Origin of the sequence: Streptomyces sp. NPDC005805, assembly GCF_040630445.1 — a bacterium.
Classification (GTDB): Bacteria; Actinomycetota; Actinomycetes; order Streptomycetales; family Streptomycetaceae; genus Streptomyces.
In genome coordinates this window covers 63,357-75,823 of the sequence record NZ_JBEXXN010000010.1, presented here as the reverse complement: position 1 = coordinate 75,823, position 12,467 = coordinate 63,357, and the positions used below count along the sequence as shown (strand labels likewise).

The following is a 12,467-nucleotide window of genomic DNA, read 5'->3' as shown; positions in this document are numbered from 1 at the left end:
ATGGGCATCGGGGAGTTGATCAGAGACCTCCGCAGGGCGCAGGGTTGGTCACAGGGCGGGTTGGCGACGAGGCTGACGGAATCGGCGCCCGGCTACAACATGAGCCGAGAGACCGTCTCCCGCTGGGAGAACGGGAAGATCAAGCCCGGCCCCTTCTGGCTCGGACACCTGGCAGCCGTACTTGAGGCTCCCTTGGCAGTCTTGGAGAACGCGTTGAAGCGCAGGACGTTCCTCACCGACGTGGCCGCCACGGCGATAGCCCCTCTGGTGGCGTCGGACCTGATCGAGCACGGCTTCAGCGCACGATTGGGCGGCCTCGCCCCGGACGCCGACGACTGGGAAGGCAAGCTGGCCGCCTATGGCACGCAGTACATGTCCCTGGGGGCGGCGGACATTCAGCGACGGCTTTCCGGCGAGCTGGTGGTCATCCAGCAGCAGCTCGATGAACCGAGGCTCTGGTCCGTCGCCGCCCGGCTGATGACCCTCTACGCCAAGACCTTCCCCGGCTCGGACGGTTCGAAGGCGGTGAACTGGTACCTCATGGCGGCCAGGGCCGCAGACCGCAGCGGGGACGAGCAAACCCGGGTGTGGGTGCGCGGTCGGGCATCCATCGCACTCGGATACGAAGGGGCCTCGCTCGACGTGGCCACCATGTTCGCGGACCAGGCTCTCGCCATCTCCGACAAGCCGAGTCTCGGGCTGCTGAACTCCGTTATGGGCAAGGCCCATGCCGCCGCGATCCGCGGTGACAAGGTCATCTCCCTGGCCATGGCCGAGGAAGGCCGACGTATCTTCGACTCGGCCGGCTCCTGCGAGCAGACCAGCGACTACGCCGTGCCGTACTGGCGCATGAATGTGTTCCTGAGCCTGCTGTTCGCCCGGTTGGGTAGGGAAAGGCAGGCGTTGGAAGCGCAGGAAGCGTCGGCCAAGGAGCTGCCCGCCACGCTGCCGCGCTTCGCGACACACCTGGAAATGCACAAGGGGCTGATGATCGCGAGAGCAGGGGATCAGGCAGGAGGGTACGCCTTCGCCAAGGCCGCGCTCGATGAACTGCCCCCGGAGAAGCATTCCCTCACTCTTCGGATGCTCCTGGACGAGATCAGGGGCAAGTGACCGGAAAGTTTGGGGCCATTCGTCCGTGCGGCGGATGTACGGACCGGCGGGAGCCGTGCCGTCGGAGCGCTAACTCCGGCCGCGCGTCATCGACATCAGCAGCCCGTGGGTCTCGTCGTCGGCGGCGACCACCAGGCCGTGGCCGCCCTCGCCGACGGGGGCGCCGTCGATGCCGGTGACCGTGCAGCCGGCCGCCCGGCACAGGGCGATGCCGGCCGCGAAGTGCACGCTTTCGGAGAGGTCGCCGCCGTCGGTGACATAGGCGGCGCGCTTGCCCGCGGCCACCCAGGCGAGCGCCAGGGTCGTGGAGGCGACGCGCGGCCGGAAACGTTCGGCGAACTCGGGGCGGGCCAGCAGGTCCACGGCGCGGAAGCCGGGCGCACTCGGGAACGGCGGGTCCAGGTTGACATCGACCAGGCGGGTGGCGGCCGTGGGCGTCAGGAGGGTGTCGTCGGCCCCGTCGCGCCGCACCCAGGCGGCCTCGCCGTCGGTGACGTACACCTCGCCGCTGAACGGGTCGGCCACGGCCGCCGCCCCACCGCGCAGCGCCACGTTGACGGCCACCAGCATGGTGCCGACCGCGTAGTTCAGCGTGCCGCACAGGGGATCCACCAACCACTGGCGCGCGGGATCGGCGGCGCCCTGCTGCCCGCCTTCCTCGCCGAGTACCGCGTCATCGGGCCGTGCGGCACCGATGACGCCGAGGATCGCCTTCTCGGCCGCCACATCGGCGGCGGTGGCGAAGTCCCCGGCACCCTTGTCGATGCGGTCGAGTCGCCGGCCGTACAGGGCGCGGACCACGTCCGCACCGGCCCGCGCCCCGGCCACCGCGACTGCCGCATCGTCAGAACCCGTGTACGAGTTGATCACGCCGCCAGCCTAGCGGCCGCCCCCGCCCCCGTCCGCCCCGCCGGGCGCGTCCACCTTGTCGTAGGAGGACGTCCCCGAATCCAGCAGCGGCTCCTGCGACGTGAGGTGGGCCGGGGCGAAGGCGCGCAGGACGTGGTAGCCCGTGATGACGACGATCGTGCCGAGGGCGATCCCGCCCAGCTCGAAGGTGTCGGTGATCTTCAGGCTGACACCGCCGACGCCGATGATGATGCCCGCCGCGGCCGGGACCAGGTTGAGCGGATTGCGCAGGTCCACGCCCGCGTTGATCCAGATCTGCGCGCCGAGCAGACCGATCATGCCGTAGAGGATCACGGTGATGCCGCCGAGCACCCCGCCGGGGATCGCGGCCACCACCGCGCCGAACTTGGGGCAGAGGCCGAAGAGCAGGGCGAAGAACGCCGCCGCCCAGTACGCGGCCGTGGAGTAGACCCGGGTCGCGGCCATCACGCCGATGTTCTCGGAGTAGGTGGTGTTCGGCGGGCCGCCGACCGCCGTGGAGAGCATCGAGGCGGCGCCGTCGGCCGCGATCGCGGTGCCCAGCTTGTCGTCGAGCGGGTCGCCGGTCATCTCGCCGACCGCCTTGACGTGCCCGGCGTTCTCCGCGATCAGGGCGATGACGACCGGCAGGGCGACGAGGATCGCCGACCACTCGAAGCTCGGCGCGTGGAAGGACGGCAGCCCGATCCAGTCGGCCTGCCCGACCGCCGACAGGTCCAGCCGCCAGTGGTCGACCGCCTCGCCGCCGCCCACCGGGGAGTGGATCCGCCCGAAGACCAGGTCCAGGACCCAGGAGAGGGCGTACCCGAAGACCAGCCCCAGGAAGATCGCCACACGGGAGAAGAAGCCGCGCAGGCAGACCACCGCGAGTCCGGTGAAGAGCATCACCAGGAGCGCGGTCCACTGGTCCTGCGGCCAGTACGTCGCGGCCGTGACCGGGGCCAGGTTGAAGCCGATGAGCATGACGACCGCGCCGGTGACGATCGGCGGCATCGCGGTGTGGATGACCCGCGCGCCGAAGCGCCGCACCGCGAGGCCGGCCAGGAAGAGGGCCGCGCCCACCACCAGCACCGCGCCGGTGACCGTCCCGCTGTCCCCGCCGGAGGCCCGGATGGCGGCGGCGACGCCGACGAAGGAGAGCGAGCAGCCGAGATAGCTGGGCACCCGGCCGCGCGTGGCCAGGAGGAAGATCATGGTCGCGACGCCGGACATCATGATCGCGAGGTTCGGGTCCAGGCCCATCAGCACGGGGGCCACGAAGGACGCCCCGAACATCGCCACCACGTGCTGGGCGCCGAGCCCGGCCGTCCTCGGCCAGGAGAGCCGCTCGTCGGGTCGTACGACGGCACCGGGAGCGGGGGTCCGCCCGTCGCCGTGCAGGGTCCAGCGCACGCCGAGGTCCACGGGCCGCTCCACTTCCTGTCCGTTGCTGTGCGGGGTCCGGGCTCCGGGCCGCCGGGTTCGCCGTGGCCGGAAGGGGGTCCCTCGCTCGGTGATCGGCGTCATCGTAGTGGCCCGGGGTGGCCGTGACCGGGGCAGGGGCGGTCGGCAGGGGTACTGAGCGACCGCTTAGGATGAATGGAATCCAGACAGTCCGGGCCCCCGCCGCCCGTACTGCCCGAACCGCCCTTCCCGCAGAGGAGCCAGGACCGTGACCGTGCCCGCCCCGACCGTCCCCGCCGCCGAGCGCGGCGTCCTCGTCCCCGTGGACGTCCACTTCGACGACCTCGACGCCCTCGGGCTGCTGCACAACGCCCGCTACCCGCTGCTCGTCGAGCGCGCCTGGGTGGCCCACTGGCAGGCGCAGGGCTTCGCCTACGAGGGCGACTGGGCCGCCGCCGGGGACGCCTGCAACGCCGTACGGGAACTGCGCGTCGGGTACGAGCAGCCGGTGACCCGGGCCGGGGCCTACGCCGTGGAGCTGTGGCTCGACCGCCTCGGCACCACCGGCCTGACCTACGGCTTCCGCTTCTGCTCGGCCGACGGGCGGACCACCTACGCGCGCGGGCACCGCGTCCTCGTCCGGCTGGACGCGGCGACCCTGCGGCCCGCCCCCTGGAGCGAGCGGTTCAGGGCCGCCGGTCGGGCACTGCTGCGTCCGGAGCCGCGGGACTGACCGGCGCGGCCTTCCGGCCCGCCGTGCGCAGCACCCCCGCGCCCGCCACCAGGCCCAACGCCAGCGCGGTCACCAGGCCGAACGACACCACCAGACTGGTCGCGTCGGCCACCGCGCCGATCGCCGAGGGCGCGATCAGGCCCGAGGTGTAGGTGATGGTCGCGACGCCCGCGATGGCCTGGCTCGGGTTCGGCCCGCTGCGCCCGGCCGCCGCGAAGGCCAGCGGCACCACGACGGCGACGCCGAGGCCGAGCAGCCCGAAGCCCGCCAGCGCGGTCGCCGGATGGGGCGCGAAGACCACGAGCAGCCCGCCGCCGGTCGCGAGCACCCCGCCCGTGCGCACCGTGCGCACCGCGCCGAACCGGTCCACGATCCCGTCCCCGGCGAACCGGGCCACCGCCATGGTCAGCGCGAACGCCGTGGTGGACGCCGCCGCGAGACCGGGGGAGGTGCCGAGGACGTCCCGCAGGTAGACGGCCGACCAGTCGAGGCTGGCGCCCTCCGCGAAGACCGCGCAGAAGCCGATCGCGCCGATCAGCAGCGCCGACCGGGGCGGCAGCGCGAAACGCGGCGGCGGCTCCTCGTCCGGGGCGCCGCGCACGTCCAGCACCCCCTGGCAGACGACGAGTCCGGCCACCGTCAGCACGGCGGCGGCCAGCGCGTGGTGCAGCCGGGCGTCGCTGCCGAGATGGGCGGCGACCGTGCCCGCCGCCGAGCCGATCAGGGCGCCCGCGCTCCACATGCCGTGCAGGCCGGACATGATCGAGCGGCCGACCCGGTTCTCGGTCTCCACCCCCAGGGCGTTCATCACCACATCGCTCATCCCGGAGGTCGCGCCGTACACGAAGAGCGCGGCGCACAGGGTGAGCAGGTTCGGTGCGAGGGAGGGCAGGACCAGGCTGAGCGTCCAGAGCGCGAGCAGGCCGCGCAGGGCGGTGCGCGCGCCCAGGCGGTGGCTCACCGCGCCCGCCAGGGGCATCGCCAGGGAGGCGCCGAGGGCGGGGAAGGCCAGCGCCAGGCCGAGCTGCCCGGCGCTGACCTGGGCATGGTCCTGGATCCATGGGATCCGGGTGGCGAGGCTGCCCGCGACCGCGCCGTGGACGCAGAAGACGGCGGCGACGGCGGTACGGGCGCGCCTGAGGCGGTGCGGCTGCGGTGCCGCGCCGGCCGGCTGGTCGGACATGCGGGTACCCCTCCCCGGGGACGGCGGTTGAGAGAGTGCGGGCGGGAACGGGCGGTAAACTATCAGGAACCCTGCCTGATAAATAGACGGGCGGGGCCGGGTCGTCCCCTGCGGTGGGCCGGTCCGGTGCACCCGGGCGGGGGCGGTCCGCCTCCGCCCGTCTGGAAGGATTCCGGCATGGCCGCATCCCCGCGCACCGCCAGGGCGCTCAACGACCGGCTCGCCCTGGAACTCCTCCAGCGGGAGGGCCCGTTGACGGCCGGGCAGCTCAAGACCATGACCGGGCTCTCCCGCCCGACCGTCGCCGACCTGGTGGAGCGGCTCCAGGGCTCGGGGCTCGTCCAGGTGGTGGGGGAGTCCGGGGCGCAGCGGCGCGGCCCGAACGCCCGCCTGTACGGGATCGTCGCCGACCGGGCCCATCTCGCGGCCCTCGACGTGCGCACGGGCGGGGTGCGCGTGGTCGTCGCCGACCTCCTCGGCCGCACCCTCGCCGAGGCGTCGCTGCCCATCGGCGGCGACACGGGCACCGAGCCGGCCGCCGAGCGGGCCGTCGCGCTGCTGGCGGGGGCCGTCACCGAGGCGGGCGCGACCCGGCTGCACAGCGTCGGGGTGGGCGCGCCCGGACTCGTCGACCCCGCGACCGGCGAGCTGCGCCCGACCAGTGGACTGCCCGCCTGGCACCGGCAGTTGGTCGCCGCCCTCCAGGAGCGCCTGCCCGCCCGGGTGCTCGTCGAGAACGAGACCAATCTCGCCGCCCTCGCCGAACAGCGCCTCGGCAGCGCGCGGGACCGGGAGTCCTTCGCCTTCCTGTGGCTCGGCCACGGCGTCGGCGCGGGGCTCTTCCTCGACGGGCGGCTGCGGCGCGGGTCCTCCGGCGGCGCGGGCGAGGTCGGCTTCCTGCCGGTGCCGGGCACGCACGGGCTGCCCTCGCGCGGCGACTGCGACGGCGGGTTCCACACGCTGGCGGGCGCGGCGGCGGTCGCCGCGCTGGCGGCGCGGCACGGGGTGGTCGCGCGACCCGGGGCGGCCGCCCCCCGGCCGGGTGACGCCGTGACCGGGCCCGGCCCGGGGGCGGCCGCGCTCGGTGACGCGGGGGCCGCGTCCGGTTCGGTGGGGGCCATGTCCGGTGACGCGGTGACCGGGCCCGGCCCGGCGATGGCCGCGTCCGGCGACGCCACCGCGCCCCCGCCCGGCCCGGGGGTCGCCGACCGGGCCGCCGCCCTGGTCGCCGAGGCCGTCGCCGCCGGCCACGACGCCTTCCTCGACGAACTCGCCGCCCGCCTCGCCCTCGGCGCGGCGGCGATGGTCTCGGTCCTCGACCCCGGCTGCGTCGTCCTCGGCGGCGAGATCGGCCACGCCGGCGGCCCCGCGCTCGCGGCCCGCGTGGAGGAACGCGTCGCCGCGATGTCCCCGCTGCCGACGCTGGTCCGCCCCGGCGCCCTCGGCGGCACCGCCGTCCTCGGCGGGGCCCTGACCATGGCCCGCCAGGCGGCCCAGGACGACCTGTTCGGCGCGTAGCGCCCCGCCGGGGCCCGGGCCCAGCCCGCCCACCGAACCCGCCCCGCCCGCCCGCTGAACCGTCCCCGCCCGCCCGCCGAACCGGCCCCCGCCAGGGCCGGCGGGCGTCCGCCGGGGCGGGAACCTCACCCGGCGTCCCGCGCGTCCATGACACCGGTGGGTCCGCCGGGACCGGAACCGGACGGGGAACGGTCTCTTCCGTTCGCCCTCCTCCGTTCGCGCGAAGTGTTCTACGGTGCCCACAGCGACCAGGAACAGTGAGTCCGGGGGTAACTGGCCATGGGCATCGGCGACTTCGTCAGGGACATCACGCCCGATGCGGTCGAGGAGGCGGTCGAGGACGGCGTCGAGTGGGTCGGCGACCGGGTCGAGGACGCCGGGAACTGGACCGCCGACCGGCTGGAGGACGTCGGCTGGGAGTCCGGCGCGGACTGGGTGCGCGAGCAGTCCCGTTCCGTGGCCAACCGGCTGGGCGCCGAGGTCGACGAGATGGACCTCGGGCAGACCGAGGACAAGACGAAGCTGATCTACGGCAGCCCGGAGAAGATCCGTTCCACCGCCGAGAAGCTGCGCGCCTTCCAGACCTCCTTCGACGACGCGGGCGGCGGGCTCAAGGGGCTGGACTCGTCCCGGCTGAAGGGCGAGGCGGCCGAGGCACTGCGCAAGGCGGTGAGCACCCAGCCGCCCAAGTGGTTCACCGGCGCGGACGCCTGCGAGAAGGCCGCCGCCGCGCTGGAGGCGTTCGCCGGGACCGTGGTGTGGGCGCAGAACCAGGCGCAGACGGCGATCGAGATGTGGAAGGAGGGCGTCAAGGCGTCCGAGAACGCCGCCGACGCCCACCGCAAGAAGATCGACGCCTACAACACGGCCGTCGACCGCTACAACGCGCTGCCCGCCGACGAGCGCAACCCGGCCACCCTCCCGCCCTGCCCCGCGCCGACCTTCACCGACCCGGGCAAGAAGCTGATGCAGGACGCGCAGAGCCTCCTCGGCCAGGCCCGCACCCAGCGGAACACCGCCGCGGAGACGGCGCGCACCGCGGTCCGGGCCGCCCGGGACAAGGCCCCCGAGAAGCCGTCCTATGCCGAGCAGTTGCGCGACGGACTCCAGGAACTCCAGTACATGGGCGACCACGTCGGCGGCGGCCTCATCAAGGGCACCGCGGGCATCCTCAACTTCGTCCGCCAGGTCAACCCCCTGGACCCGTACAACATCACCCACCCCGCCGAGTACGCGACCAGCCTCAACAGCCTGGCCGCCGGGCTGGTCGTCGCCGTCAACGACCCCGTCGGCACCGGCAAGCAGATGATCAACGACTTCATGAAGGACCCCTACGAGGGCTTCGGCCGGCTGCTGCCCGACGCCGCCCTCACCGTGGCGACCGGCGGAAGCGGCGCCGCCGTCAAGGGACTTCGTCTCGCCGGTGACGCCGCGGACGTCGCCCGCACCCGCAGGCTGATCGACGACGCGCCCGACGGCGCGCACAACCGCCCCGACGGAACCCGGCCCGTCGCCAACACCGACCCGGTGGACCTGGCCACCGGCCGGATGTTCCTGCCGCAGGTCGACGTGGTGCTGCCCGGCACCCTCGCGCCGGTGTTCACCCGCCGCACCGAGTCCGGGTGCGCGGTGGGCCGCTTCCTCGGCCCCGCCTGGACCTCCACCGTCGACGAACGCCTGGAGATCGACGCCGTGGGCGTCGTCCATGTCACCGCCGACGGCCTGCTGATCCCCTACCCGCACCCGGTGCCCGGCGCCCCCACCCGCCCCGAGTCCGGCCCCGCGCGGACCCTGCTGGCCCGCGACGGCAACGGCGACTACACCGTCACCGACCCGGACTCCGGGCTGACCAGCCACTTCCCGGCCCCGCCCGGCAGCGACCCGGGGGACGACGGCATCGCGTGGCTGGAGCGCACCGAGGACCGGCACGGCAACTGGCGGGCCGTGGTCCGCGGCGAGGACGCGGTGCCGCTGGCGCTCACCTCCTCGGCCGGCGCGCAGGTGACGGTCGCGGTCAGCGAGGGCCGCATCACCGCCCTCGCCCTGGCCGGCGCGGGAGAAGCGGCCTCGGAGGCCGGCGGGCCGGGCGCGAACGCCGGTGCGCCGGGCGCGGACCTTCCCCTGATGTCCTACGGCTACGAGGACGGCGACCTCACCACCGTCACCCGCCCCTCCGGCGCCATCACCGCCTTCGCCTACGACGACCGCCGCCGCGTCACCTCCTGGACCGACTCCAACAACAGCCGCTACGACTACGTCTACGACGACCGCGACCGTGTCGTCGCCGAGGGCGGCGAGGCCGGCCACGTCCAGCTCACCGTCGCCTACACCGAACCCGACCCGGAAACCGGCCACCGCACCACCACCCTGACCACCGCCGAGGGGCACGCCACCCGCTTCCTCATCGACGGCCGCAGCCGCGTCCTCGCCACCACCGACCCGCTCGGCCACACCACCCGGGTCACCTACGACGAGCGCGGCCATGTGCTCTCCCGCACCGACCCGCTGGGCCGCACCACCGCCTTCACCCACGACGAGGAGGGCCGGCTGCTCACCGTCACCCGGCCCGACGGCAGCGAACTGGCCACGGTGCGGGGGAGGTTCGGCCTCTCGACCGAGTTCCGCGGCCCGGACGGGGCCCGCTGGCGCCAGGAGTTCGACGAGCGCGGCAACCGCACCGCCGTCACCGACCCGGCCGGCTCCACCACCCGGTACGCGTACGACGACCGCGGCCAGCTCACCACCGTCACCGATGCCCTCGGCGCCGTCTCCACCGTGCGCTGCGACGCGGCCGGGCTGCCGGTGGCGGTGACCGACCCGGCCGGCGCCACCACCCGGCTGGAACGCGACGCGCTGGGCCGCCCGGTGCGCATCACCGACCCGGTCGGCGGCGTCACACGCCTCGCCTACGACGCCGACGGCAACCTCGTCCACCGCACCGCCCCGGACGGCTCCGCCGAGTCGTGGACCTACGACGGCGAGGGCAACTGCCTCACCCGCACCGACCCGGCCGGCGGTGTGCACCGCTACGCGTACACCCACTTCGACCTGCTCACCGCCCACACCCACCCGGACGGCTCCCGCCACACCTTCGAGCACGACGCCGGGCTGCGCCTCACCAAGGTCACCGGTCCGCACGGCCTGAGCTGGAGCTACGCCTACGACGCGGCCGGCCGGCTCACCTCCGAAACCGACTTCGACGGCCGCACCCTGACCTACCGCCACGACGCCGCCGGGCAGCTCACCGCCCGCACCGACGCCCTCGGCCGGACCGTCGCCCACACCTACGACCAGCTAGGCCAGGAGATCCGCAAGGACGTCGACGGCGAGGTGACCGCGTACGAGTACGACCGGGCCGGGCGCCTGCTGCGGGCCACCGGACCGGACAGCGAACTCGCCTACGTCTACGACCGGCGGGGCCGGATCAAGACCGAACTCGTCGACGGCCGCGCCATGAACTACGCCTACGACGCCCTGGGCCGCCGGACCCGGCGCACCACCCCCACCGGCATGGTCACCACCTACGCCTACGACGCCACCGGCCGCCCGCTCCGGATGCGGGTCGGCGGCCACGAGGTCGCCTTCGCCCACGACGCGGCGGGCCGGGAACTCCAGCGCGTCTTCGGCGGCACCCTCGCCCTGACCTCCGCCTGGGACGAGGCCGGGCGGCTCGCCGCCCAGGAGCTGACCGCGGACGGCCGCCCGCTCAACCGCCGCCGCTACTCCTACCGCGCCGACGGCCATCCCACCTCCGTCGCCGACACACTGTCGGGATCGCGTGCCTTCGACCTGGACACGGCCGGCCGGGTCACCGGCGTCCGGGCCGAGGGATGGTCCGAGCGCTACACCTACGACGAGGCGGGCAACCAGGCGTCGGCCTCCTGGCCGTCCGGCCACGCGGGCAGCGAGGCCACCGGGGAGCGCGCGTACCGGGGCACCGCCATCACCCGGGCCGGGGGTGTCCGCTTCGAGCACGACGGCCTCGGGCGGGTGGTCCTGCGGCAGAAGACCCGTCTCTCCCGCAAACCCGACACCTGGCGCTACACCTGGAGCGCCGACAACCGCCTCACCTCCGTGGTGACCCCCGACGGGACCCGGTGGCGCTACCGCTACGACCCCCTCGGCCGCCGCACCGCCAAGCAGCGCCTCGCCGGGGACGGCGAGACCGTCGCCGAGGAGATCCGTTTCAGCTGGGACGGCGGCACCCTGTGCGAACAGACGGTCCACACCCCCGGGCTGCCGCATGTGGTGGCCCTCACCTGGGACCACCGGGGCCTGGTCCCCCTCTCGCAGACCGAACGCCTCCTCACCCCGGACGCCCGGCAGGAGGAGATCGACCGGCGCTTCTTCGCCATCGCCACCGACCTCGTCGGCACCCCCACCGAACTCGTCGACGAGTCCGGGGACATCGCCTGGCGGGCCCGGAGCACCCTGTGGGGGAGGACCGCGTGGACCCGGGACAGCAGCGCCCACACCCCGCTGCGCTTCCCCGGCCAGTACGACGACCCCGAAACCGGCCTCCACTACAACCTGTTCCGCCACTACGACCCCGAGACCGGCCGCTACGCCTCACCGGACCCCCTGGGCCTCGGCCCCGCGCCGAACCCGGTCGCCTATGTGCACAACCCGTTCACGGTCTGCGACCCGCTCGGCCTCTCCCCGTACTCCCGGTTCAAGGGCCTGGGCTGGCTGACCGAGAAGATGCTCGAACGCCCGTCGTTCAAGTACCAGCGGCTGGTCACCGACCAGAAGTACGAGCAGCAGTGGATCCTGCCGGACGGCCGGGAGGTCCATGTGGACGGCGGCCCGCGGGACGGCTGGATCACCGAGGCCAAGTGGACCGGCGGCGAGAAGCCCGGGGAGTGGGAGAAGTCCCCGTACAACCCCGATTTCGAGTTCTACGACGAGAGCCGGATCACCACCCAGGCCGACAAACTGCTGACCCTCAACGAGAGCCTCGGCGGCAAGGGGGTGCGCTATATGGTGTCCAACGAATCGGGCGCCGCGCATGTGAACGAGGTGCTGTCCAAGGCGTTCCCGGAGGCGTACGCCAACGGGACGCTCAGGGCGTATCACGTGCCCGGCAACGGCATGAGTGGAATGAGTTCATGGCTGCAGTGACCGCGATGCTGGAAGAGTTCCGGGGCCTCGTCCCGCTGACCGCCGAGGGCGCCGCGACGGCCTTCGCCGCCCAGGGGTGGACGCCGAGAGGGAAGCTCAAGGACGGCGTGGAGACCTCCTGGCAGCGGGACGGCGTCCGGGGGTGGATCCAGACCTTCTCCCGTGGGGCGGTCCGGGCCTCCTTCGCGGTCTGGATCCGCGATGTGGACGAGTCGGGCTACTTCGACGACCTCGACGCCGTCTACGAGGAGGGCGAGCGGGCACTCGCCGCCTTCCTCCCGGAGATCGAGGAATCCCCGCTCGCCGCCCACCTCACCGGGGCCGCGCCGACGGACGAGGACCGGGACGAGTTCATCGCGGTACGGAAGTGGACCCTGGACGGCCGGGTCCTGACCGCCGGGGTCGTCCAGCAGGACACCGACCTCCCGGTCATGGTCGTGGTCGCCCTGGAGGAGCCGGCGGGCGCCGCCGCCTGACGACCGCTCCCACGGGAAGGGCCCGGCGGCGGGCAAGGGCCGTTCGACCGCC

Annotated in this window: 8 protein-coding genes; 5 read left to right on the top strand and 3 right to left on the bottom strand. The window is 73.9% G+C overall.

Translation table 11 applies throughout. The features are described 5' to 3' along the window. Positions 1–1,113, top strand: a complete 1,113-nt coding sequence (locus ABZ457_RS08385; RefSeq protein ID WP_359155381.1) for a helix-turn-helix transcriptional regulator — start codon at positions 1–3, stop codon at positions 1,111–1,113. Between the two features lie 69 nt (positions 1,114–1,182). On the opposite strand, the gene ABZ457_RS08380 is transcribed toward ABZ457_RS08385, so the two are convergent. Beyond that, a complete protein-coding gene (locus tag ABZ457_RS08380) occupies positions 1,183–1,983 on the bottom strand; it encodes an inositol monophosphatase family protein (protein ID WP_359155279.1) in 801 nt (266 codons plus the stop codon). Positions 1,984–1,992: 9 nt separating this feature from the next. Next, complete coding sequence (locus ABZ457_RS08375; RefSeq protein ID WP_359155277.1) at positions 1,993–3,405, bottom strand: solute carrier family 23 protein; 1,413 nt, start codon at positions 3,403–3,405, stop codon at positions 1,993–1,995. Positions 3,406–3,652: 247 nt separating this feature from the next. Between ABZ457_RS08375 and ABZ457_RS08370 the strand changes: the two genes are divergently transcribed. After that, the gene (locus tag ABZ457_RS08370; protein ID WP_359155275.1) at positions 3,653–4,117 is read left to right on the top strand and encodes a thioesterase family protein; all 465 of its coding nucleotides are present in this window, start codon (positions 3,653–3,655) and stop codon (positions 4,115–4,117) included. Here the strand turns inward: ABZ457_RS08370 and ABZ457_RS08365 are convergent. After that, positions 4,071–5,300 carry an MFS transporter gene (locus tag ABZ457_RS08365; protein ID WP_359155273.1) on the bottom strand — a complete coding sequence of 410 codons (1,230 nt, stop codon included), beginning with the start codon at positions 5,298–5,300 and terminating at the stop codon, positions 4,071–4,073. The two genes, ABZ457_RS08370 and ABZ457_RS08365, sit on opposite strands and share 47 nt — an antisense overlap. Before the next feature lie 177 nt (positions 5,301–5,477). On the opposite strand from ABZ457_RS08365, the gene ABZ457_RS08360 reads away from it, so the two are divergent. From ABZ457_RS08360 to ABZ457_RS08350, 3 genes are all read left to right on the top strand, one after another. Further along, positions 5,478–6,818: an ROK family transcriptional regulator gene (locus ABZ457_RS08360; protein ID WP_359155271.1), complete on the top strand. Its 1,341-nt coding sequence runs from the start codon at positions 5,478–5,480 to the stop codon at positions 6,816–6,818. Positions 6,819–7,097: 279 nt separating this feature from the next. Further along, a complete protein-coding gene (locus ABZ457_RS08355) occupies positions 7,098–11,939 on the top strand; it encodes a putative T7SS-secreted protein (protein ID WP_359155269.1) in 4,842 nt (1,613 codons plus the stop codon). Continuing rightward, positions 11,927–12,415, top strand: coding sequence for a hypothetical protein (locus ABZ457_RS08350; protein WP_359155267.1), 489 nt, complete (start codon positions 11,927–11,929; stop codon positions 12,413–12,415). The genes ABZ457_RS08355 and ABZ457_RS08350 overlap by 13 nt, the downstream gene beginning before the upstream one ends. The last annotated feature ends 52 nt before the right edge of the window (positions 12,416–12,467 follow it).

What these genes read in the sequence shown, in the direction of transcription:
- ABZ457_RS08355 (WP_359155269.1), top strand. Translation starts at nt 7,098, where the DNA reads ATGGGCATCGGCGACTTCGTCAGGGACATCACGCCCGATGCGGTCGAG.
- ABZ457_RS08365 (WP_359155273.1), bottom strand. Translation starts at nt 5,300, where the DNA reads ATGTCCGACCAGCCGGCCGGCGCGGCACCGCAGCCGCACCGCCTCAGG.
- ABZ457_RS08360 (WP_359155271.1), top strand. Translation starts at nt 5,478, where the DNA reads ATGGCCGCATCCCCGCGCACCGCCAGGGCGCTCAACGACCGGCTCGCC.
- ABZ457_RS08350 (WP_359155267.1), top strand. Translation starts at nt 11,927, where the DNA reads ATGGCTGCAGTGACCGCGATGCTGGAAGAGTTCCGGGGCCTCGTCCCG.
- ABZ457_RS08385 (WP_359155381.1), top strand. Translation starts at nt 1, where the DNA reads ATGGGCATCGGGGAGTTGATCAGAGACCTCCGCAGGGCGCAGGGTTGG.